The organism is Streptomyces sp. NPDC051214 (genome assembly GCF_040682375.1).
Taxonomy (GTDB): Bacteria; Actinomycetota; Actinomycetes; order Streptomycetales; family Streptomycetaceae; genus Streptomyces.
Genome location: NZ_JBFBAT010000010.1, coordinates 70,780 through 92,166 on the forward strand (window position 1 = coordinate 70,780; position 21,387 = coordinate 92,166).

Here is a 21,387-nt window from a genome sequence, read left to right on the forward strand (position 1 = left end):
AGGCAATCCCGCGTGATCTCCTCGCAAGCCGCGGAGATAGCGTTTGGTTCGCTTGCGTAACCCCCCACCCCCACCGGGAGCCCAGAGTGAACCGCCCCACCCGCCTCGTGTCGACCGCGCTCGCCGCATCCGCAGCCCTGTTGTTGACCGCGTGTGGTTCGGGAGGAGGCGACGACTCTTCCTCCGACAAGATCGAGGGGGCGGGTGACGGTGGTTCGAAGGCTTCCGCGAGCGCGTCGGCGAAGCCGGGCGGTACCGAGCGGCCAGAGATCAAGCTCCCGGCCGAGTTCCGGGCGAACTTCGCGGGCTGGACGAACAGCGATCCGAAGCTCCAGGCAGTTCTTGACGACGGCAAGGAGGAGCTGCGGGCAAAGTATGCGGCGATCATCGAGGCCGACCCGAACTCCAAAGCGGTGGCGTTCTACGACGCGGGCAGTTCACTCTCCACGGCCCGTAAATGGATCAAGGGGTTCGTCGAGACCGACGACAGTCTGATCGGTGAGATCAAGGTCTACGACCCGAAGGTCAACGTCAGCGGCAAGGACGCGGCCGTGTTCTTCTACTGCGTCGACGAACGCGAGTCGTCCACGAAGAACCGCAGGACGAAGAAGGTCACCGCCACCCCCGACACTCCCGAGTCCGTGCTGCAGTACCGGGCCAGGCTCACCAAGTCCGAGCAGGGCGTGTGGCAGACCGTCTCGCTGGAGACGGTCCCTGGCGGTTGCAAGTAATGCGGACCACCGCGCAGGCAGGCGCCGTCCTGCTCGCCACAGCTCTCGCCCTCGGCCTCTCCTCGACGGCCGCGTACGCCATCGGGGGCAAGAACAACCAGAATCCACCCGGACCTTCGGGCGGCGCGAACAACAACACCCTGACCGCCGGGGTCGGCGCCACGAACATCAAGGTCAGCCAGGTCAGCGGCGGCAAGGGCGGCTCCTCCGCCAAGGGGCTCGCCCCGGTGGACCCCAACTGGAAGCCCCCGGCCTGCTGGTACGAGCCCGTGGCGACGTCCGAGGAGGTGAAGGCCGCGACGGACCAGCTCAAGAAGACCCCGAACGAGAACCTGGTCCCCGTCACGCCCTCGCTCAGCTGGGGACAGCAGCTGATGGTGGACTACTACGAGAAGGGCAAGCCGCAGAGCGACGGCACGAAGAGCTACAAGAACTTCAACCTCGGCAAGGACGGCAAGTTCTGGCGCGGTGTCGTCAACCCGGACATGGAAGACGACCCGGGAGCCTACGACTGCGAGGAGGCCCTCTTCTGGCAGGACGCCGGGACGCTCCCGAAAATCGACAACGCCCCCACACCTGAGGTCCTCGCCTCGTACGCGTACGACAAGGTCAAGGTCCCGGACACCAAGGTCGAGCTGAAGCCGGAAGGCAGGTCGACGGTGAATCTGCCCACGTGGATCTGGTTGGACAAGGGCAAGTTCGAGAACGTCAAGGTCCGCGCGGAGCTCCCCGGAACAGGCTTGTGGGCGGAGACCACGGCCAAGCCGGTCAGCCTGCACCTGGAGCCCGGCACCGCTGACGCGACACTGTTCCCGGCGTCGGGCGAGTGCAAGGTGAACGAGGACGGCAGCATCGGCACGCCCTACACGAAGGGCTCGTCCAACGAGGACCCACCGTGCGGCATTGCCTACCTGCGCTCAACGGGCGACAAGGCATTCCAACTGAGGGCGTCCATCACCTGGGAAATCACCTGGGAGGGATCGGGCGGCACGGGCGGCGACCTGCCGAACGGCACGTTCGACGGGACACAGGACGTCCAGGTCCAGGAGATTCAGTCGATCAACCGGTAGCCGGGGGAAGGGCCACCCGTGGCCAGCCGTACCGGCGTCGGCTTCGCCAACCGGGTGACATGACCTGACAGGTCGCGCCCGGCCGCCCGCGGTACGTGGGAACTCGACTTCCGACATTTACCCTGACGAAATGTCAGACAACCAGTCGGTCGGCCTGTCCGTTGAGCAGCCCGTTCGTCAATCCGTTGACCAGTCGGCCGAAGACCGGTCGATCGAGTTGCTCGGCTTCGACAACGTCCTGTTTCCCGTCGGTGACCTCGGTGAGGCCGTCGCCTTTTATGAGCGTGCCGGGTTTCCCGTGACGCACCGGATCGACGAGATCGGGCTCGCGATCCTGAAGGTGGGCAAGGAGACGCCCGGGATTCTGTTGCGGGTGGAGGAGGGGGTCGAGCATCGGCCCACCGCGTGGGCCATGCCGCGGGTGTGGCTCGAGGTGGGGGACGCGCGCGCTGCCGGGCGCGCGCTCGAGGCCGCCGGGGTCAAGGCGCTGGCCCCGCCCGCCTCCGTCGCCACGGGGTGGACCGTCGAGGTCGCCGATCCGTGGGGGAACGTCGTCGGGTTCACCGACTACCGCAAGCGGCCCGAGCTGGCCCGGAGTTGAGCAAAGGGGCGCGCATCAGTTCCAGCGCGCCCCGCCGTCCGCCTCCGCCACCACCATGATGCGCCGCAGCATGTCCGAGAGCTGCGCCCGCTCCTCCTTGGATAGCAACCCGAGGAGGCGGTACTCCTCGTGGCCCAGTACGTCCATCGCCCCCAGCCAGATCGACCGGCCGGACGCGGTCAGTTCCACGTCCACCCTGCGGCGGTCCGTCTTCGACGGGGTGCGGTGGAGCAGGCCGCGCTGTTCCAGGCCGTCCAGGCGGCCGGTCACGGAGGCCGGGGCCAGGTCCAGGTCCGCGGCCAGTTCGGACGGGGTGGCCCTGCCGCCGCGGCCGGCCAGTTTGTGCAGGGTGTCGAACTCGTGGCGTTCCAGGTCGAAGTCGACCAGGGACTGTTCGCGGACCCGGCGCAGATGGACCGTCAGCTTCTTCATGCGCGTGACCGCGCCCTCGATGTCGGCGTCGAGAGCGGGGAGCACGGGGAGCCAGCGCTCCACGTGATCGTCCGTCCAGTCACGGGTGGCCGGGCCACTCTCCCCCGGGTCCCTCGGCTCCACCGGCTTCCCCGGCTGCCCCTTCGCGCCCGCGTCCGCGTCCGCTCCCGCAGTCCTCTTCTCGCGCCTCTTCGCCATACGCAGCAGCCTACTTCGGCATCCTTCGCTTCCGTAAACTTCGGTTCCGTAAACTTCGCTTCCGGAAGGTTCGGTGCCTAATAATTCGCTAGCAGGTACTTCGGAACCGAAATACAGTACCCCCCATGCTGTCGCACCCCCTGCTGCACAACCGCTCCTTCCGGTTGTTCTTCCTCGGCCGCTCCCTCTCCCTCATCGGCGACGCCGTCATCCCCGCCGCCCTCGTCCTCGCCGTACTCCGCGTCACCGGATCCACCTCCGCGCTCGCGCTCGTACTCGGCTGTGCAATGGGAACGAAGTTGCTGTTGCTGCCCCTCGGGGGAGTCGTGGGCGACCGGTTCGATGCCCGTACCGTCGCCCTCTCCTCCGACCTGGTGCGGTGCGCGACCCAGCTCTTCGTGGGCGTACAACTGCTAGGCGGCGATCCGCAGTTGTGGCACATCGCCGTCGCCGAAGCGATCGGCGGCGCCGCTTCCGCCTTCGCCATGCCGACCCTCTCGCCGCTCATCACGACCACGGTCGCCCCGAAGGACCGGCACGCGGCCAACGCCGCCCTGGGCGTGGTCAACAGCGGCGCCCGCGTCGGCGGCCCCGCCCTCGCGGGGCTGCTGATCCTGGTCGCGGGGCCCGGCTGGGCGTTCGTCCTGGACGCCGCGTCCTTCGCCGTCAGCGCGTGCCTCCTCACGGCCGTCCGCACCCGCCGCACCATCGAAGTCCCCACCGCGCACCGTTCCCTGCGCAAGGACCTCGTCGAAGGCTGGCACGAGGTCCGCAGCCGCGACTGGTACTGGACCAGCCTCGTCGCGCACTCCGCGTGGAACGGCGCCGCCGCCGTCCTCATGACCCTCGGGCCTCTCATCGCCATCCAGGAGCTGGGCGGCGAAGGCGCCTGGATCGCCATCCTCCAGGCGGGCGCCATCGGGCTCCTCGTCGGCTCATTGCTCGCCGGGCGCGCCAGGCCGAAGCGCCCCATCCTCGTGGCCAACCTCGGCCTCGCGACGTACGCCCTGCCGCTGGCCCTGCTCGCCGCCGAGGCCCCCGCGCCCGCCGTGATCGCCGCCTACGGAGTCGCACAGGCGGGCCTCGGCTTCCTCAGCCCCGTCTGGGAGACCTCGGTCCAGGCGGCGATACCGTCCGGCGCGCTGGCCCGCGTCACCTCGTACGACTGGCTGCTTTCGTTGGCCGCGATGCCCCTCGCGTACGTGCTCGGGCCGCTCGCGGCGGACGCGTGGGGCACGGCGACCCCGCTGTGGATCGCGGCGGCCATGGTGGGCATCGCGTGCGCGGGGACGGCAGCCGTGCCGGGAGTGCGCCGTTTCGAGGCGCACGCCTCCACCACCCCCACCCCTCAGGCCGCCCCCGGCGAAACCGGCCTCTCGAAGAACGTCTCCAGCGACACCGTCGCCTGAGTCCCACTCACCCCGTCGATCGCGTACAGCCGCCGCAGCACGTCCTGGAGCTGTTCCGTCGTCCCCGTGCGGACCTTCACCAGGACGCTGGCCGCGCCCGCGATGACGTGCGCCTCCTGGATCTCGGGGATCGCGGCGAAGTCCGCTGCCCGGTCCCCCATCCACGCCGTCGAGTCGACCATGACGAAGGCGAGCACGCCCTGGTCCACGGCCGCCGGGTCGACGTCGATCGTCGTGCGGCGGATCACGCCGCGCTCGCGCAGTTTGCGTACGCGCTCGTGGGTCGCGCCCGCCGAGAGCCCCACCGCCTTGCCCAGGGTCGCGTAGGGCTGGGCGGCGTCCTCCTGCAGCAGGGCGAGCAGGGCGCGGTCGGTGTCGTCCATCAGTTGCGAACCCGCCATCCGTTCATGATCCCGCCATCCGCTCGTGGTCCCGCCATCCGTTCATCAACTCTTGACGAACACCGTACCTCGTACTGCAATATCGTCCCAGTACCGAATGATGTTTGCTCATCACCTGAGGCAGGGGTCGTCATGTCTTCCCAGAAAGTCCCGACGTCGTACGAAGTTCTGGACGATCGCTTCCGTACGGGGCGGTGCGCCAATGGCGACGCCAAGCTGGAGGTGCTGTACGACGACTGCCGGTGGGCGGAGGGGCCGCTCTACCTGCCCGCATGGCGGCAGCTCATCTGGAGCGACATCCCCAACGACCGGCTGCTGCGCTGGGACGAGGCGACCGGTGCGGTAGGCGTCTTCCGTTCGAACGCCGGATACGTCAACGGCAACACCCTCGACCGCGAGGGCCGCTTGATCTGCTGCGAGCAGGGCAACCGGCGCGTGACCCGTACCGAACACGACGGCAGTGTCACGGTTCTCGCCGACCGCTTCGAGGGCAAGCGGTTCAACAGCCCGAACGACGCCGTGGTCCGCTCGGACGGCTCGGTCTGGTTCTCCGACCCGGACTTCGGGATCACCAGCGACTACGAAGGGCATCGTGCGGCCGCCGAGATCGACGGCTGTCACGTGTACCGGATCGACCCCGTGACCGGTGAGGTGCGGATCGTCGCCGACGGCTTCGAGGGGCCGAACGGGCTCGTCTTCTCGCCCGACGAGCGGCAGTTGTACGTGTCCGACTCGCGCGCCTCCAGGATCCGGGTCCTCGACGTGAGCGAGGACGGGACGGCCCTCACGGACGGCGCCGTCTTCGCCGAGTCGAAGGCCGGCTTCGACAACATCCGCTTCGACGACGCAGGCCGCCTGTGGGCCGCCGCCTTCCACGACGGGGTGCACTGCTACGACCCCGACGGCACCCTCATCGGACGGATCACGGTCCCGGAGGCCGTCGCCAACATCGCCTTCGGCGGGCCGAGGAACAACCGGCTCTTCATCGCGGCGACGACGTCGCTCTACTCGCTGGTGATGTCGGTGACCGGACTGCCGAGGGTCCGGGCCGCGCACCCCGGACCCACCGGCTAGTCCACCGCGTCCACTCACCCGCCGGCTAGTTCACGGCGTCCATCTCCCCCACCACCAGCTCCACGTCGTACACCAGCGGCTCGTCCGCGACCATGAGGTGCCGCGCGCGGGACGCGTAGCCGGGGGCCGTGACGGCCAGCAGGTAGGCGCCCGCCGACGGGGCCGCGACGATGTACGAGCCGTCCGCGAGGGAGGTCACACGGTCCAACTGGCCGCCTCCCTTGGAGAGGAGGGTCAGCGTCGCGCCCTCCACCGGGTCGCCCTCCGTGGTGCGGATGAAACCGTGCACTACGGAGGCACCGTCCTCGCGCCCAGGCTCCCCCACGCGCGCGTGAGGCACGGACGAGTGAGGCACGGACGAGTGAGGCACGCGCGCGTGGGGCACGGGCGCCGGCTCGTCCGGCGCCTCCCGCGGCTCCACCGCCAGGTGCGGAAGGCGCTTCTCCAGGCCCGCGGGAAGCCACCAGTTGGCGCGGCCGAGCAGATGCATGGCGGCCGGGACGAGGGCCGTGCGCAGGATGAACGCGTCCAGGGCGACCGCCGCGGCCAGGCCGATGCCCGCCATCGCGCCCTCCATGTCGCCGCTCAGGACGAACGCCGAGAAGACGCAGATCATGATCAGGGCCGCGCAGTTGATGACCCGGCTGGTCTCGGCGAGGCCCACCCGTACCGCGCGGGCGTTGTCCTTGGTGTGCACCCATTCCTCGTGCATGCGGCTCACCAGGAACACCTGGTAGTCCATCGACAGCCCGAAGAGCAGCGACAGCATGATGACGGGCAGGAAGGCGGTGATCGGCCCCTCCTTGCCGATGCCGAGGATCTCCGTGCCCCAGCCCCACTGGAAGACCGCCACCAGCACGCCGAAGGAGGCCGCCGCCGCGATCAGGTTCATCAGGGCCGCGGTCAACGGCACCACCAGCGAGCGGAACGCGACGAGCAGGAGGAGGAAGCCGAGCGTGATGATCGCCCCTACGAAGTAGGGCAGTCGATCACCGGTCACCGCGGCGAAGTCCTTGAAGACGGCTGTGACGCCGCCTACGTGGGCATCGACTCCGGCCTTCGGAATCACGTCTCCCCGTAGACGGTCGATGAGCTGGTCCGTCTCCTCCGACTGGGGGGATGTCGTGGGGACCACGTTGATGACCGACACGCCGTTGGCCGGTGGGGCGGCCGCGACCCTCGCGACGCCTTCCGTCTCGCGGATGGTCGCCACCAGGTTCCCGGTGTCGGCTTGTTCGGCCACTACTTGGAGGGGGCCGTTGAATCCCGGACCGAACCCCTCGGCCAGGAGGTCGTACGCCTGCCGGGTCGTCGTCGACTCCTGGTGGTTGCCCTGGTCGGTCGCGCCGAGCCGCAAGGAGAGCAACGGCAGCGCGAGGAAGGCCATCACCACGAAGGCGAGCGCCGCGATCGAACGAGGTCGCTTCTGTACGTACGAGGACCAGCGCGCCGCGAGGCCGCTCGCCTCGGCGGGCTCCGGTCCCGTGGCGGCGAGGTGGCGCCGCTGCCTGCGGCTGAGCACCCGGGGGCCAAGGAGGCCGAGGAGCGAGGGCAGCAGGGTGATGGCCGCGAGGACGCTCAGGACCACCGTCAGGGAGGCCGCGATGACCACGCCGTCCAGGAAGCGCATGTTCATCACCAGCATCCCGGCGAGCGCGATGCACACCGTGCCGCCCGCGAAGAGCACGGCGCGGCCGGAGGTGTTCAGGGCCTGCACCGCGGACTCCTCGGGCTCCATGCCGCGCAGGATGCCGCGCCGGTGCCGGGTGACGATGAAGAGCGCGTAGTCGATGCCGACACCAAGGCCGATCAGCGAGCCGAGCAGCGGGGCCACTTCGGGGATGTCGGTGACGTGGCTGAGCAGCATCGTGGAGAGCATGCCGAGGCCCACTCCGAAGACCGCGATGACGATGGGCAGGGCCATCGCGAAGAGCGAACCGAAGGCCAGGAAGAGCACGACCGCCGCGGCCGCGATGCCGACCATCTCGGCGATGCCGGTGGGCGGCTCCTGGATGCGGGTGATCGCCTGGCCGCCCAGTTCGACCTGCAGACCGGCGCGTTCGGCGTTCTGCGCCGTGTCCACGACGTCCTGCACGAGTTCCTTGGGGACCGAGTTCGCCTCCTCGGCGAAGGTCACCTGGGCGTAGGCGATGCGCCCGTCCCTGCTGATCTGGGCCGCGCCGGCCTGCTCGGAGGCGTACGGGCTCGTGACCTCGCCGACGCCCTTCATGCCGGCGATCTCCTCGAGCGCCGGCTCGACACGGGAACGTACGTCCGCGTCACGGGCCGAGGCTCCCTCGTCGACGTGCCAGACGACCGTGTCGGTGTCTCCGGCGCTCTGCGGGAAGGCCTTCGTCATCAGGTCGTACGCGCGCTTGGAATCGGTGTCCGGCAGGGAGAACACATTCGAGTAGTTCGTTCCCGCCGAGGCCCCCGCGGCTCCCAGGCCGAACAGAGCCCCCACCCACAGCACAAGGACCACCAGACGGTGCCGATAGCACCACCGTGCCAATGCCGCCACGATCCACTCCTCCTTCGCGTTCGCCAGGTCCCCCGGGTCCGTGCCTCAGGAGCCTCAGCATCGGCGCCACCGCGCCGCGAAGGCGCCGCGCGGCCATGATTCTCAAGTAACTCCAAGGCACGGACCGGGTCTTCGTACAACGCCCGCGCCGATACTGAGGTCATGAGCCACGCCGAAGGCCAGCAGGGAACTGATGTCGGAGTGCGAACCGGCCCGGACGGCCGGAACGGTCCGGCAGGTCCGGGCGCCGGGGCGACCGTGCTCGTCGTCGAGGACGAGCCGAGCATCGCCGACGTGCTCGCCATCGCCCTGCGCTACCACCGCTTCGACGTGATGGTGGCGGGCACCGTCCGCGAGGCCCTCGCGCTCACCGGGCGCACCCGGCCGGACGTGGCGCTGCTCGACGTGATGCTGCCGGACGGCGACGGCCGCGCCCTGGCCGGGGAACTGCGCGCCAGGTGCCCCGAGACGGCCCTGCTCTTCGTGACCGCGCGGGACGCGCCCGCGGAGGTCGTGGGCGCCCTCGGGCTCGGCGACGACTACATCACCAAGCCGTTCAACATCGACGAGGTCATCGCCCGCATCGGAGCGGTCCTGCGCCGCACCAGGGCAGGCGACGTGCTCCCCCAGCGGCCCCCGCTGCGCTACGGCGACCTGGAGCTGGACGAGACGGCCTACGTGGTGCGCCGCGCGGGCCGCACGGCGCAGCTCACACCCACGGAGTACGCGCTGCTGCGCTTCCTTGTGCGCAACGGCGGGCGTGTGGTGCCCAAGGAGCAGCTCCTGCGCCATGTGTGGCAGTACGAGCATCCCGCCGAGTCGACCGTCGTGGAGACCTACATCAGCTATCTGCGGCGCAAGCTGGACGCGCTCGGCCCACCGGTGATCACGACCCGGCGGGGTGTGGGGTACGGCCTCGCATGAGGCGGGCGCACCGCGGCATGAGCTCGCTGCGCGCCAAGCTGACGTGGGTGAACGTGGCACTCCTTGCTCTCGGTGTCATCGTGGCGACCGGCGTGAGCGTCATGGGCATGCGCCACTATCTGCTCGACAACGTGGACGCCGATCTGACGCAGTCGCGCGACTCGCTCCTGAACACCGGGCTCACCATGAAGGAGATCGAACGGCTCAGCGAACTGGGCATCGCTCTCGACAAGCTCTCCCCCGGCGGCAAGGAGCGCGCGAGTGCCCTGCCGCGCGGTAACACCGTGTTCGTGGCGGTGGACGAGCGCGGTGAGCCCGTGGCCATCGGCGCACTCGCCCCGACCGCGCGCCAGCGCGCCCTGGCCGCCGCCGTCGACGACGCCGAGGCGGTCGCCGACCGGTCCGAGCCACAGGACATCACCCTGGGCGGTAACGCCCACCGCATGGTGGGTGCGGAGCTCGCCGACGGCACGACGGTCCTGATGGCCGCGGACACGCAGGACGTGGAATCGGGCATCAGGAAGGCGCTCAAGCTCGACGCCGCCTTCGGAGTGGTCCTGTTGGGGCTGCTCGCCGTCCTGACGATGCTCTCGGCGCATCACCGGCTGCGGCCTCTGGAGGACATGGTCGAGACCGCGTCCGCCATCGCCGAGGGCGACCTCACCCGGCGCGTCCCGTCGAGCCGCGCCCCGGTGATGGAGACCGAGCAGCTGCGCCTGGCCCTCAACTCCATGCTCCACCAGGTGGAGTCCGCCTTCGAGACCCGCGAGCGCAGCTCGGCACAGCTGCGCCGCTTTGTGGCCGATGCCTCGCACGAGCTGCGTACGCCCTTGTCGGCGATCCGCGGCTACGTGCAGCTGTACGACAAGGGGATGCTCCGTGACCCGGCGGAACGCACGCGCGCGTGGAGCCGCGTCATCGCCGAGACCGACCGGATGGGGCACCTCGTCGACGAGCTGCTCACCCTTGCCCGGCTCGACCAGCAGCCGGAACTGCGCTTCACGAACGTCGACTTGAGCCGTCTCGTACGGGATGCCGCCGACGATCTGCGGGTGCAGGAACCGGAGCGTCCGCTCACGGTCTGCGCCGAAGGGGCGGTACTGATCCGCGCGGATGAGTCGGGGATGCGCCAGGTGCTCGGCAATCTGCTCGCGAACGTACGTGTCCACACGCCCGTAGACGCGCCGGTCACGCTGGGCGTGGAGCGGCAGGACGGGGTGGTGCGGCTGCGCGTGGCCGACCGGGGGCCCGGCCTCGCGGAGGCGGACGCGGCGCGCGTGTTCGACCGGTTCTTTCGCGCGGGCGGTGGCGCGGGGAGCGGGCTGGGGATGGCGATCGTGCAGGGGGTCGTCACGGCGCACGGCGGCGAGGTGGGGGTGGAGACGGCGCCGGGGGCGGGGCTCACGGTGACGGTCACGCTGCCTGCACGGACGGGCGGTTGAGGTGGGCGGGCAGGGTGGGGTCGCGGCTCAAAGAGGGGCGTGAGGCCGCTCAAGGGGCGGGGTCGCGGCTCAGGGAGGGGCGTAGGGCCACTCAGGGGGCGTCTCAGGCTCTTACCAGCGCCCACACCGTCTTCCCGTGCCGTCCGCGCTGCCAGACGCCCCACGCCTCGGCCAGGGCGTCGAGCAGGCGCAGGCCGCGGCCGCCCTCCTCCAGGAGCCCCACCTCTCGCAGCTCCGGTCTCGTCGGGCTCTCGTCGGACACTTCTATGAAGCAGTCCCCGTCGGCGAGGACCGTGACCGCGACCTCGAACTCCCGGTCGTGGACCAGGCCGTGGCACACCGCGTTCGTCACGAGCTCCGATACGAGGAGCACGGCGTCGTGCAGCGCCGCGCTCTCCTCCTTGTGCCCCCAGGCGGCGAGGTGATCATGGACGCGGAGCCGGGCGAGCGATACGGATGCCGGATGCGGAGGCAGCCGGAAAGCCTGTCGTCGCAACAATGTTCCCCCTATGGCACACCAAAGCACCAAGAACCGCACACACTTCCGACACTTAATGCTGCGCAGAGGTAGTGCTCGGTGTCACTCCGTCACCTTATGGCCCGGCTGTATCCGGCCAGGTTCGTCCCGGATCGAACCAACGCACGATTACGCCTGGCGGGAGGCCAGTTCGACGACCGTGATGTCGGACGGCGCCCCCACGCGCACCGGCGGCCCCCACGCGCCCGCGCCACGCGTCACGTACAGCTGCGTGTCGCCGTACCGCTCCAGTCCCGCGAGGGTCGGGTTCGCCAGGTCGGCGATGAAATTGCCTGGCCAGAGCTGTCCGCCGTGGGTGTGCCCGGAGAGCTGGAGGTCGACGCCGTGCTTGACGGCGTCGTGGATGACGACCGGCTGATGGGCGAGGAGCACGGCCGTCCGCGAGCGGTCCCGGTCGCCCAGCGCCTTGGCGAAGTCGGGCCCGTGCCCCTCGCTCTCGCCCGCGACGTCGTCCACGCCCGCGAGGTCGAAGCCGGGCAGTTCGGTGCGGGCGTTCTCCAGGGGCCGCAGACCGAGTTCGCGTACGTGGTCGACCCACTGCTCGGCGCCCGAGAAGTACTCGTGGTTGCCGGTCACGAAGTACGCCCCGTGCCGCGCCCGCAGCTGCGCGAGAGGGGCTGCGGCAGGGCCGAGGTCCTCGACGCTGCCGTCGACCAGGTCGCCGACGACCGCGATGAGGTCGGGCTGCGTGCCGTTGATCGTGTCCACCACGCGCTGCGTGAAGCCGCGTCCGAGAATCGGCCCCAGGTGGATGTCGCTGACCACCGCGATCCGGAACCCGTGCGCCCCGCGCGGCAGCTTGGCCAGCGGCACGGTGACGCGCTTCACGCGGGGGCCGCGCAGGACGCCGTAGGTGCCGTACCCCACCGTTCCGACGGCGACGGCCGCGGCGGTCCCGCCGACGATGCGGGAGACGAAGAGGCGGCGCGAGGGTGCGGTCGGTCGCCCGCGCACGGGAGCGGGAGTGGGGGCGGGTGCGGGTGCGGGTGCGGGTGCGGGTGCGGGTGCGGGTGCGGGGGCCGGGTCGCCCTCCGGCTGGCCGGGGGCGGGATCCTCCGTAGAGGACGGCTTCGTACGCCGCCGCAAGAAGAAGGGCCGTACGAGCTCACCGACAAGAAGCGCGAGCACCAGATAGATCGACAGCGCCATCCACATGAAGCCCGGCCAGGCCAGCACCTTCTGAAGCCAGAACGGCGCCCCGGCCCGCTCACTGGCGACCGCCGCGAACATCAGCAGCGGCCCCGCCACGAAGACCACGGCACCCGCACGCCGGGCGAGCCCCGGCCCGGTGGTGGTGTCCCGCACCAGACGCCGCCAGGCGTACCACTGCATCGCGGCGAGGGCCGCGAGCGCGGCGAGGCCGACCAGCACGAACAGGATGACCACGGTGGTGCGCCCCTCAGCAGTGCCCGAAGTGACCGGTCAGCTGTAGCGATCAGCTGAACCGAAAGCTATGACGTACGGCGCAGAGCACGTACTCCGCGCAACCCGATGGCCCCTACCACCGTCCCCAAGACAAAGGAGGCGACGGCGAGCGTCAGGTGCACCCAGAAGTATGCGGTCGGGTCGCCTGCGTCATCGAAGGCGAGCCCACTGCCGTCCTTCCACAGGTTCTTGACGAAAGTGATCCAGATGAACCAGCTCCACACACCGAAGGCGAGCAGGAACCAGGAGACCGGGCGGCTGAGCTTCATGCGTTCAGTATCGCGAGCCTCCCTTCCGCACCGCCGCCGGGGTGGGGAGTCCGGGCCGGCCCAGCCGCACGTGACCCAGCCCACCTCGGCGGAGACGCCCACAGCGGCGCCCTGTACGTTCTCGTCCGTGCCTGCCGTAAAAAAGACCGCCTTGTTGGTCACTTCCGCCGCATTGCTCACCATGTCGACCACGGCCCCCGCATGGGCGGACGACAAGCCGGGAGGCGAGAAGAAGCCCAAGCCGCCCGCCTCCATGTCGACGGTCGGCGGCGCCAGGCTCGGCGAGCCGGGCACCCAGGTGAGCCTGAAGGCGGGCGCTCCCGTCCTCCCCAAGGACCTGTCGGCGCGCTCCTGGATGGTGTCGGACGCCGAGACGGGCGAGGTCCTCGCCTCGCACAACTCGCACTGGCGGCTGCCCCCGGCGAGCACCCTGAAGATGCTCTTCGCGGACACGGTCCTGCCGAAGTTCCCCAAGACGCAGAAGCACAAGGTCGAGCTCTCGGACCTGGCGGGCATCGGCGCGGGCAGCAGCATGGTCGGCGTCAAGGAGAACGAGACGTACACGGTCCACGACCTGTGGCTCGGCGTCTTCCTGCGCTCGGGCAACGACGCGGTGCACGTCCTGTCGGCGATGAACGGCGGTGTCCCCGCGACCGTCAAGGACATGCAGTCGCACGCCGACGAGCTGCAGGCCCTCGACACCCACGTGGTCAGCCCGGACGGCTACGACGAGAAGGGGCAGGTCTCCTCCGCGTACGACCTGACGCTGTTCGCCCGCTCCGGGCTGCAGAAGAAGGACTTCCGCGAGTACTGCTCGACGGCCACCGCGAAGTTCCCCGGGGAGACCAAGAAGGTCAAGAAGGGCAAGGACAAGGGCAAGAAGAAGCGCGAGTCCTTCGAGATCCAGAACACCAACCGGCTCCTCACGGGGGACTACGGTCTCGACCCCTACAAGGGCATCGCGGGCGTCAAGAACGGCAGCACCACGAACGCGGGCAACACCTTCACCGGGGTTGCCGAGCGCGACGGCAAGGTGCTGCTCGTGACCGTCATGAACCCCGACTCCGGAGAGCAGCACGCGGTCTACAAGGAGACCGAGCGGCTCCTCGACTGGGGCTTCAAGGCGTCCGGCAAGGTCGAGCCGGTGGGCGAACTGGTCGCTCCGAAGAGTGCCGGTACGGGCAGCGGCAAGGGTGCTCCCGGTGCGGGCAAGGGCGGCTCGGACTCGTCCAAGAACGTGGCGCACGCCTCCGACAAGGAGTCGGGCGGTGGCGCCGGCGTCGCCCTGGGGATCGCGGCCGGTGTCCTCGCGCTGATCGCCGCCGGGTGGTTCGTGATCAGCCGCCGGCTGCCGCTGCCGAAGAGCCGCCGCTGACCTCGCCGGGCTTTTCCGGCTCCTTCTTGTGCTGCTCCTGTTCTTCTTCTGTACGTGCCTGCTTGCGCGTCGCCGTCCAGGCGGCGCAGAACAGCAGGAGTTTCGCGGTGAAGTTGATCCACAGGAGCAGCGCGACGGGCACTCCGAAGGCGCCGTACATGCTCTTCGCGGCGACGCCCTTGATGTAGCCGCCGAGCAGCAGCTTGAGCAGCTCGAATCCGGCCGCGCCGATCAGCCCGGCGGTGATGAGGTGGCGGCGTGGCGGCTGCACGTCCGGCAGCAGCGTCAGGACGTAGAGCAGCAGCAGGAAGTCCGCGAGGACGGCGATGGCGAACGCGATCACTTGCAGCAGCAGCCCGCCCCAGCCGTCCTCGGAGACCCCGAGGAGGTCGGCGCTCCAGCCGACGGCGCTCGACGCGAGGGTCGAGGCGATCAGGGACGCGAGGCCCGCGCCGCCGAGACCGACGAGGACCCCGGCGTCCTTGACCTTGCGCATGACGGGGTTCTCGTCGCCGTCGTCCAGCTCCCAGACGGCCCGCAGGCACTCCCTCATCGAGCCGACCCAGCCGATGCCCGTGAAGAGCAGCAGGGCGCCGGCGACGAGGCCGACGGTGCCCGCGTTGGCGACCAGGGCGTCCAGGTTCAGCTGGTCGGCGATGCCGGGGACCTGCTTGGAGATGCTGTCCTCGAGCTTGTCCTGCTGGCCCTTGGAGAGCGTCGCGGCGGCGACCGCCGCGGCGACGGTGATCAGCGGGAACAGCGCGAGGAAGCTGATGAACGTCATCGCCGCCGCGAGGCGCGTCCAGTGCACGCTGTCGAGCCGCTCGTACGCGCTCCACGCGTGCGTGCGCATCAGACGCTCCACCTGGGGTCCGATGCCGGGGAGCTTTTTCAGCCAGTCCATGATGCCTCCCTGCCCGTTGTGCGGAAGACCAAGGTCCGCGTACCCCAGAAACGCAGCACCGTGGCGAGTGCCATACCCACTCCCGCTCCGGAGATGGTGTCCGCGCGCTGCGAGGTGAGGCCGAGGCCGTAGTGGGACACCGCGATGCAGAGCAGCTGCACCAGGGCGCCTGCGATGTTGACGGCGAAGAAGACGCCGTACTGGCGTAGGCGCGAGACGCCCGCACCTTCGCGCCGCCGGTAGGTGCCGAGCGCGTTGCCCGCGTAGGCGACCGTGCAGCCGGCCACGAAGGACAGCGCCTTGGCGGTCAGCGGGTCGAGGCCGCCTGGTCCGCGCAGCCAGACGAAGAGGCCGAGGTCGACGGCGTACGCGCAGATCCCGGCGGCGGCGAAGCCGAGCAGTTCGGGGCCCATGGCCCGTAGCCGCTCCCTGAGGGCGCTCACCAGTCGGCGACCGCGAGACCGTACATCGCGATCCACACCAGGCCGATGACGGCCAGCGCACGGTCGCGCAGGACGACGTCCTCGGGCTCGCCCGCCGTGCCCCGGTCGGCGAAGACGGCGTAGCGCAGGACGGCGAGGACGAAGGCGGCCATCGACAGCTGCCGCCAGGGCAGCAGGCCGTTCGCGGTACCGCCGCTCTCCATGGCCCACAGGCAGTACGCGAGGACGGCGACCCCGGCGGCGAGCTGCCAGACGAAGCGGAGGTAGCCGGTGGTGTATTCGGTGAGCAACGCGCGCGTGGCGCCTGCTTTTCCTGACATCTGCACGGCTTCGGAGTAGCGCTTGGCGGAGACCATGAAGAGGGCGCCGAAGCCCGTGGTGATCAGGAACCACCGCGAGAGCGGGATGTCGAGGGCCACTCCCCCGATCATCGCCCGCATCAGGAAGCCGGTGGTGACGACGGCGAGATCGACGACCAGGATGTGCTTGAGACTGACGCAGTACGCCAGTTGCATCACTACGTAGGCGCCGAGCAGGCACGCGGTCAGGGGTGTGCAGAGCGCGGCGGCGGTCACCGGTGCGAGCACGGCGAGCAGCCCGCCGACCGCGTACGCGACCGTCACGGGCACCTGCCCTGCGGCCACCGGTCTGCGGCACTTGGTGGGGTGCGCGCGGTCGGCCTCGGCGTCACGTGCGTCGTTGATGAGGTAGACGGCGGACGCGGCGGCCGTGAACAGGGCGAACACCAGGACGAGTTGGATCAGCGAATGGCGCGAGAAGAGCTCGCCCGCGGCGGCGGGGGCCGCGACCACCAGGACGTTCTTCACCCACTGGCGGGGGCGCGCGGTCTTCAGGAGGCCGAGCGGCAGGGCGAGGGTGCCGGCGTCCGACGGCACGGGCGGCTGGGGGCGTTCGAGCAGGGCGGTGCGGTCAGCCATGCGCGCGGCTCCCGTTCATCCAGGCGGAGCCCACGCGCGCGGTGAGGGCGCCGAGCGCCGCTCCGGCCGCCACGTCGCTGGGGTAGTGGACGCCGACGACCATCCGCGAGACACACATCGCGGCGGCGAGCGGCGGGACGACGCGGGCTCCCAGGGGGCTCAGCGCGCCGTACGCGACGGTGGCCGCGGCGGCCGAAGTGGCGTGCGAACTGGGGAAGGAGTGCCGGCCCGCGGTCCTCACGAGGGGTTCCGGCCCCTTGTCACCGCCGGGACGCGGACGCCGTACGACGCGTTTGACGCCCATGCTGGCCAGGTGTGCGGCGGCGGTCAGTGCCGTGGCGCGCAGCCACGTGCCGCGCCGTTCGCGGTCGACCGCGGCGCCCGCGAGCCCGGCGACGAGCCAGAGGGCGCCGTGCTCGCCGGTCCAGGACAGGGCCCGTGCGGCGGCGGCCACGCGCGCGTCGGAGCCGCAGTCGCGCAGGGCCGACAGCAGCCGGTGGTCCATGTCGTGCATGTGGCCTCCTTCTCCGGGGACTTCAAGGACCTGACCTCCCGACTCTTCTAGGCGACCTCTCAATATTTACGGCAATATACGACGACACTCCATCAATCACCCATTTCGGTGAGAGCTCTGACGAATATGGGCAAACTGCCCTTGCTCGGACGATACGGTCACGCGTATGCCTGCCGACTCCGCTCCGCCCGCCGACCCCGCGACCGCGACGGCGCCCGGGGCCGCCCCCCTGGCGCCGTACGTGTCCGTGTCGGGCTGGGGGCGCACCGCCCCGTCCACCGCCCGTCTGATCCGCCCTCGTTCGCCCGAGGAGGCCGTGGCGGCCCTCCAGGCGTGCGGGGAGCGCGGAGGCATCGCCCGAGGCCTTGGGCGGGCGTACGGGGACGCCGCGCAGAACGCGGGCGGCGCGGTGCTCGACATGACCGGCATGGACCGTATCCATGCCATCGACGCGGACGCGGGCACCGTCCTGTGCGACGCCGGGGTCTCCCTGCACCACCTGATGGAAGTCCTGCTCCCGCTCGGCTGGTTCGTGCCGGTCACTCCGGGGACCCGCTATGTGACCGTGGGCGGCGCGATCGGCACGGACATCCACGGCAAGAACCACCACGGCTCCGGGTCCTTCTCGCGCCACGTGATGGCCGTCGAACTGCTCACGGCCGACGGCGCCGTGCAGGCGGTCGAGCGCGGCACCCCCCTGTTCGACGCGACGGCGGGCGGCATGGGCCTGACGGGCGTGATCCTCGCCGCGACGCTGCAACTGCAGCCGGTCGAGACCTCGTTGATGACGGTGGACACGGAGCGCGCCACCGACCTGGACGACCTGATGGCCCGCCTCACCGCCACCGACCACCGCTATCGCTACTCCGTGGCGTGGATCGACCTCCTCGCGCGCGGGGCGTCGATGGGCCGCTCGGTGCTCACACGCGGCGATCACGCTCCCCTGGACGCCCTTCCGCCACGCGCGCGTAGAGCCCCGCTCACCTTCCGCCCCGGGCAACTGCCTCCCGCCCCGCGCTTCCTGCCCGACGGGCTGCTCGGCCGCCGGTCGGTGGGCCTCTTCAATGAGCTCTGGTACCGCAAGGCGCCCCGCTCCCGCGTGGGCGAACTCCAGAAGATGTCGACGTTCTTCCACCCCTTGGACGGCGTCCCGCACTGGAACCGCGTGTACGGCCGCGGCGGTTTCGTGCAGTACCAATTCGTCGTCGGGTACGGCAAGGAAGAGGCCCTGCGGCGCATCGTGCGGCGCATCTCGGAGCGCGGCTGCCCGTCCTTCCTCGCCGTACTGAAGCGCTTCGGAGAGGGCGATCCGGGCTGGCTCTCCTTCCCGATGCCCGGCTGGACCCTCGCCCTGGACATCCCGGCAGGACTGCCGGGGCTCGGCGCCTTCCTCGACGACCTCGACGAGGAGGTCGCTTCCGCCGACGGCCGCGTCTATCTGGCCAAGGACTCCCGCCTGCGGCCGGAGATGCTCGCCGCGATGTATCCGCGGCTCGACGACTTCCGCGCGCTGCGGGCCGACCTCGACCCGCGCGGCGTGTTCCGCTCGGACCTCTCGCGCCGCCTCGCTATCTAGCAACTCCAGGAGTTGGTCCCATGAAGGACGCCTTCGGCACCCCCCAGTCCCTGCTCGTACTCGGCGGCACCTCCGAGATCGGCCTCGCCACGGCCCGCCGTCTGGTCGCGCGGCGCACCCGGACCGTGTGGCTGGCCGGGCGGCCCTCCCCGGGCCTGGAGAAGGCCGCCGAGGGCCTGCGCGACATGGGTGCGGACGTCCGCACCGTCGCCTTCGACGCACTCGACTCCGAGTCCCACGAGGCCACCCTCGGGAAGATCTTCACCGAGGGCGACATCGACATGGTCCTGCTGGCCTTCGGCATCCTCGGAGACCAGGCACGCGACGAGGACGAGCCACTGTCGGCGGTGCGGGTCGCGCAGACGAACTACACCGGGGCGGTCTCGGCCGGCCTGGTGTGCGCGCGGTCGCTGCAGGCCCAGGGGCACGGCTCCCTGGTGGTGCTCTCCTCGGTCGCCGGCGAGCGTGCCCGGCGCTCGAACTTCATCTACGGGTCGAGCAAGGCGGGCCTCGACGCCTTCGCGCAGGGCCTGGGCGACGCGCTGCACGGCACCGGGGTGCACGTGATGGTGGTCCGCCCCGGCTTCGTGCGCTCCAAGATGACGGCGGGCCTGGAGGAGGCTCCCATGGCGACCACTCCGGAGGCGGTCGCCGAGGCCATCGAGACGGGGCTGCGGCGGCGCTCGGAGACGGTGTGGGTGCCCGGCGCGCTGCGGGTCGTCATGTCGGCGCTGCGGCACGTGCCGCGGACGGTGTTCCGGCGGCTTCCGGTGTGAGGCTCTGCGGGGGCGCCGGTCAGCGGGTGGGCAGCGCGCCGTGCGCCGCCGGGGCCGCCGCCTGTGGAGGAACGACCGGGCCGCCACCGCCGAAGGCGAACTCGCGCAGCTTGCGCCACACGCCGTCCGCGCCCTGCTCGTAGAGCGCGAAGCCGGTGCAGGGCCACTCGGCCTCGTACTCGGAAAGCTCCGCGTACGCCCGGTCCATGGCCTCTTCGGAGATGCCGTGCGCCACCGTGACGTGCGGGTGGTACGGGAACTGCAGCTCGCGCGCGATGGGCCCGGACGCGTCCCGCACCCGCTCCTGGAGCCAGCCACAGGCCGACCCGCCCGCCACCACCTGGACGAAGACGACGGGCGACAGCGGCCGGAACGTGCCCGTCCCGGAGAGCCGCATCGGGAAGGGGCGCCCGGCGGCCGCGACGGCCCCCAGGTGCGCCTCCACGGCGGGCAGCGCCGCGGCGTCCACCAGGGTCGGCGGCAGCAGCGTGACGTGGGTGGGGATGCCGTGCGCCGCGGGGTCCCCGAAGCCCGCGCGCCGCTCCTGGAGCAGGCTGCCGTGAGGCTCCGGGACCGCGATCGACACACCGATCGTTACGGTCCCCACGTCGTACTCCTGTCGGTCGGGTGGCGGGCAGAGGGCGCTGTTGTACCTGGCGTGGTGCAGGGGGCTGTGTGGCTCAGTGCTTGGCGGGCAGGAGGCCCACCCTGTCGTACGCCTGGGCGAGGGTCTCCGCGGCGACGGCACGCGCCTTCTCCGCACCCTTGGCCAGGATCGAGTCGAGCGTCTCCGGGTCGTCCAGATAGGCCTGGGTCCGGTCCCGGAAGGGCGTCACGAAGTCGACCATGACGTCGGCGAGGTCAGTCTTCAGCGCACCGTAGCCCTTGCCGGCGTACTTCTGCTCCAGTTCCGGGATACCGGTGCCGGTGAGCGTCGAGTAGATGGTGAGGAGGTTGCTGACACCCGGCTTGTTCTCGGTGTCGTAACGCACGACCGTGTCGGTGTCGGTGACCGCGCTCTTGACCTTCTTGGCGGTGGCCTTGGGCTCGTCGAGGAGGTTGATCAGGCCCTTCGGGGTGGACGCCGACTTGCTCATCTTGATCGACGGGTCCTGAAGGTCGAAGATCTTGGCCGTCTCCTTGAGGATGTACGCCGCCGGGACGGTGAACGTCTCGCCGAAGCGGCCGTTGAAACGCTCCGCGAGGTCGCGGGTCAGCTCGATGTGCTGGCGCTGGTCCTCACCGACCGGGACCTGGTTGGCCTGGTAGAGCAGGATGTCGGCGACCTGGAGCACCGGGTACGTGAAGAGGCCCACGGAGGCGCGGTCCGCGCCCTGCTTGGCCGCCTTGTCCTTGAACTGCGTCATGCGCGACGCCTCGCCGAAGCCCGTCAGGCAGTTCATGATCCAGCCGAGCTGGGCGTGCTCGGGGACGTGGCTCTGCACGAAGAGCGTGCAGCGCTCCGGGTCGAGACCGGCGGCCAGGAGCTGGGCGGCGGCGAGCCGGGTGTTGGCACGGAGCTCGGCCGGGTCCTGCGGGATCGTGATCGCGTGCAGGTCCACCACCATGTAAAACGCGTCGTGGGACTCCTGCAGCGCCACCCACTGGCGGACCGCGCCAAGGTAGTTGCCGAGGTGGAACGAGCCTGCGGTGGGCTGGATTCCGGAGAGCACGCGAGGACGATCAAGGGCCATGGAGCCATTCTCTCAGGTGTCTCTCATTGCTCGGAAACAGCCATGTGACGGGTGTGCCGCGATCTTGTCCCGCGGCCGTGTCCCGCCCGCGGAGGTCCTGGAGGGGGGCCGCGCCGTCGACGAGGGTGCGGT

At 70.4% G+C, this 21,387-nt stretch carries 22 protein-coding genes; 10 read left to right on the plus strand and 12 right to left on the minus strand.

Annotated features, from left to right (window positions below):
• Window positions 1-86: 86 nt before the first annotated feature.
• From AB0M70_RS26090 to AB0M70_RS26100, 3 genes are all read left to right on the plus strand, one after another.
• Complete coding sequence (locus AB0M70_RS26090; protein ID WP_365823316.1) at window positions 87-731, plus strand: hypothetical protein; 645 nt, start codon at window positions 87-89, stop codon at window positions 729-731.
• On the plus strand, window positions 731-1,801 hold the full coding sequence (locus tag AB0M70_RS26095; protein ID WP_365823318.1) for a hypothetical protein: 1,071 nt from the start codon (window positions 731-733) through the stop codon (window positions 1,799-1,801). The genes AB0M70_RS26090 and AB0M70_RS26095 overlap by 1 nt, the downstream gene beginning before the upstream one ends.
• Before the next feature lie 130 nt (window positions 1,802-1,931).
• Entirely contained in the window at window positions 1,932-2,402 is a 471-nt protein-coding gene (locus AB0M70_RS26100) for a VOC family protein (RefSeq protein WP_365823320.1), read from the plus strand.
• A gap of 15 nt (window positions 2,403-2,417) precedes the next feature.
• Here AB0M70_RS26100 and AB0M70_RS26105 read toward each other — a convergent pair whose 3' ends face one another.
• Window positions 2,418-3,032: a MarR family transcriptional regulator gene (locus AB0M70_RS26105; protein WP_365823322.1), complete on the minus strand. Its 615-nt coding sequence runs from the start codon at window positions 3,030-3,032 to the stop codon at window positions 2,418-2,420.
• Between the two features lie 125 nt (window positions 3,033-3,157).
• Here AB0M70_RS26105 and AB0M70_RS26110 point away from each other — a divergent pair, with 125 nt between their 5' ends.
• Window positions 3,158-4,441, plus strand: a complete 1,284-nt coding sequence (locus tag AB0M70_RS26110; protein ID WP_365823324.1) for an MFS transporter — start codon at window positions 3,158-3,160, stop codon at window positions 4,439-4,441.
• Here AB0M70_RS26110 and AB0M70_RS26115 read toward each other — a convergent pair.
• Entirely contained in the window at window positions 4,381-4,824 is a 444-nt protein-coding gene (locus AB0M70_RS26115) for an Lrp/AsnC family transcriptional regulator (protein WP_365823782.1), read from the minus strand. The genes AB0M70_RS26110 and AB0M70_RS26115 overlap by 61 nt on opposite strands.
• Before the next feature lie 150 nt (window positions 4,825-4,974).
• Here AB0M70_RS26115 and AB0M70_RS26120 point away from each other — a divergent pair, with 150 nt between their 5' ends.
• A complete protein-coding gene (locus AB0M70_RS26120; RefSeq protein WP_365823326.1) occupies window positions 4,975-5,916 on the plus strand; it encodes an SMP-30/gluconolactonase/LRE family protein in 942 nt (313 codons plus the stop codon).
• A gap of 25 nt (window positions 5,917-5,941) precedes the next feature.
• On the opposite strand, the gene AB0M70_RS26125 is transcribed toward AB0M70_RS26120, so the two are convergent.
• Window positions 5,942-8,428 carry an MMPL family transporter gene (locus AB0M70_RS26125; RefSeq protein ID WP_365823784.1) on the minus strand — a complete coding sequence of 829 codons (2,487 nt, stop codon included), beginning with the start codon at window positions 8,426-8,428 and terminating at the stop codon, window positions 5,942-5,944.
• Between the two features lie 267 nt (window positions 8,429-8,695).
• Here AB0M70_RS26125 and AB0M70_RS26130 point away from each other — a divergent pair, with 267 nt between their 5' ends.
• On the plus strand, window positions 8,696-9,361 hold the full coding sequence (locus AB0M70_RS26130) for a response regulator transcription factor (protein WP_365823786.1): 666 nt from the start codon (window positions 8,696-8,698) through the stop codon (window positions 9,359-9,361).
• On the plus strand, window positions 9,358-10,803 hold the full coding sequence (locus AB0M70_RS26135; RefSeq protein WP_365823328.1) for a HAMP domain-containing sensor histidine kinase: 1,446 nt from the start codon (window positions 9,358-9,360) through the stop codon (window positions 10,801-10,803). Before AB0M70_RS26130 ends, AB0M70_RS26135 begins: the two co-directional genes overlap by 4 nt.
• Window positions 10,804-10,906: 103 nt before the next feature.
• Here AB0M70_RS26135 and AB0M70_RS26140 read toward each other — a convergent pair whose 3' ends face one another.
• The 3 genes from AB0M70_RS26140 to AB0M70_RS26150 all read right to left on the minus strand — a co-directional run bounded on the left by AB0M70_RS26140 (window position 10,907) and on the right by AB0M70_RS26150 (window position 13,035).
• The gene (locus AB0M70_RS26140; protein ID WP_365823330.1) at window positions 10,907-11,302 is read right to left on the minus strand and encodes an ATP-binding protein; all 396 of its coding nucleotides are present in this window, start codon (window positions 11,300-11,302) and stop codon (window positions 10,907-10,909) included.
• A gap of 147 nt (window positions 11,303-11,449) precedes the next feature.
• On the minus strand, window positions 11,450-12,727 hold the full coding sequence (locus AB0M70_RS26145) for a metallophosphoesterase (protein ID WP_365823332.1): 1,278 nt from the start codon (window positions 12,725-12,727) through the stop codon (window positions 11,450-11,452).
• A gap of 65 nt (window positions 12,728-12,792) precedes the next feature.
• Window positions 12,793-13,035, minus strand: a complete 243-nt coding sequence (locus AB0M70_RS26150) for an SCO4848 family membrane protein (protein WP_160506782.1) — start codon at window positions 13,033-13,035, stop codon at window positions 12,793-12,795.
• Between the two features lie 127 nt (window positions 13,036-13,162).
• Here AB0M70_RS26150 and AB0M70_RS26155 point away from each other — a divergent pair, with 127 nt between their 5' ends.
• Window positions 13,163-14,410, plus strand: coding sequence for a D-alanyl-D-alanine carboxypeptidase (locus AB0M70_RS26155; RefSeq protein ID WP_365823335.1), 1,248 nt, complete (start codon window positions 13,163-13,165; stop codon window positions 14,408-14,410).
• On the opposite strand, the gene AB0M70_RS26160 is transcribed toward AB0M70_RS26155, so the two are convergent.
• From AB0M70_RS26160 to AB0M70_RS26175, 4 genes are read right to left on the minus strand one after another with little or no spacing between them, the layout of a single operon-like run.
• Window positions 14,373-15,314 (minus strand): YihY/virulence factor BrkB family protein, encoded by a 942-nt coding sequence (locus AB0M70_RS26160; protein ID WP_365823337.1) that lies wholly within the window; start codon window positions 15,312-15,314, stop codon window positions 14,373-14,375. The genes AB0M70_RS26155 and AB0M70_RS26160 overlap by 38 nt on opposite strands.
• On the minus strand, window positions 15,302-15,727 hold the full coding sequence (locus AB0M70_RS26165) for a GtrA family protein (protein ID WP_365823788.1): 426 nt from the start codon (window positions 15,725-15,727) through the stop codon (window positions 15,302-15,304). The genes AB0M70_RS26160 and AB0M70_RS26165 overlap by 13 nt, the downstream gene beginning before the upstream one ends.
• Before the next feature lie 26 nt (window positions 15,728-15,753).
• Window positions 15,754-16,695, minus strand: coding sequence for a decaprenyl-phosphate phosphoribosyltransferase (locus tag AB0M70_RS26170; protein ID WP_365823339.1), 942 nt, complete (start codon window positions 16,693-16,695; stop codon window positions 15,754-15,756).
• A complete protein-coding gene (locus tag AB0M70_RS26175; protein ID WP_365823341.1) occupies window positions 16,688-17,209 on the minus strand; it encodes a phosphatase PAP2 family protein in 522 nt (173 codons plus the stop codon). The genes AB0M70_RS26170 and AB0M70_RS26175 overlap by 8 nt, the downstream gene beginning before the upstream one ends.
• A 166-nt stretch (window positions 17,210-17,375) precedes the next feature.
• On the opposite strand from AB0M70_RS26175, the gene AB0M70_RS26180 reads away from it, so the two are divergent.
• Both AB0M70_RS26180 and AB0M70_RS26185 read left to right on the plus strand, forming a co-directional pair.
• Entirely contained in the window at window positions 17,376-18,785 is a 1,410-nt protein-coding gene (locus tag AB0M70_RS26180; RefSeq protein WP_365823343.1) for an FAD-binding oxidoreductase, read from the plus strand.
• Between the two features lie 20 nt (window positions 18,786-18,805).
• Window positions 18,806-19,561 (plus strand): decaprenylphospho-beta-D-erythro-pentofuranosid-2-ulose 2-reductase, encoded by a 756-nt coding sequence (locus AB0M70_RS26185; RefSeq protein WP_365823345.1) that lies wholly within the window; start codon window positions 18,806-18,808, stop codon window positions 19,559-19,561.
• Window positions 19,562-19,580: 19 nt separating this feature from the next.
• Here AB0M70_RS26185 and AB0M70_RS26190 read toward each other — a convergent pair whose 3' ends face one another.
• The gene (locus tag AB0M70_RS26190; protein WP_363208822.1) at window positions 19,581-20,168 is read right to left on the minus strand and encodes a 2'-5' RNA ligase family protein; all 588 of its coding nucleotides are present in this window, start codon (window positions 20,166-20,168) and stop codon (window positions 19,581-19,583) included.
• A 73-nt stretch (window positions 20,169-20,241) separates the two neighbouring features.
• Window positions 20,242-21,255 (minus strand): tryptophan--tRNA ligase, encoded by a 1,014-nt coding sequence (gene trpS / locus AB0M70_RS26195; RefSeq protein WP_365823348.1) that lies wholly within the window; start codon window positions 21,253-21,255, stop codon window positions 20,242-20,244.
• Between the last annotated feature and the right edge of the window lie 132 nt (window positions 21,256-21,387).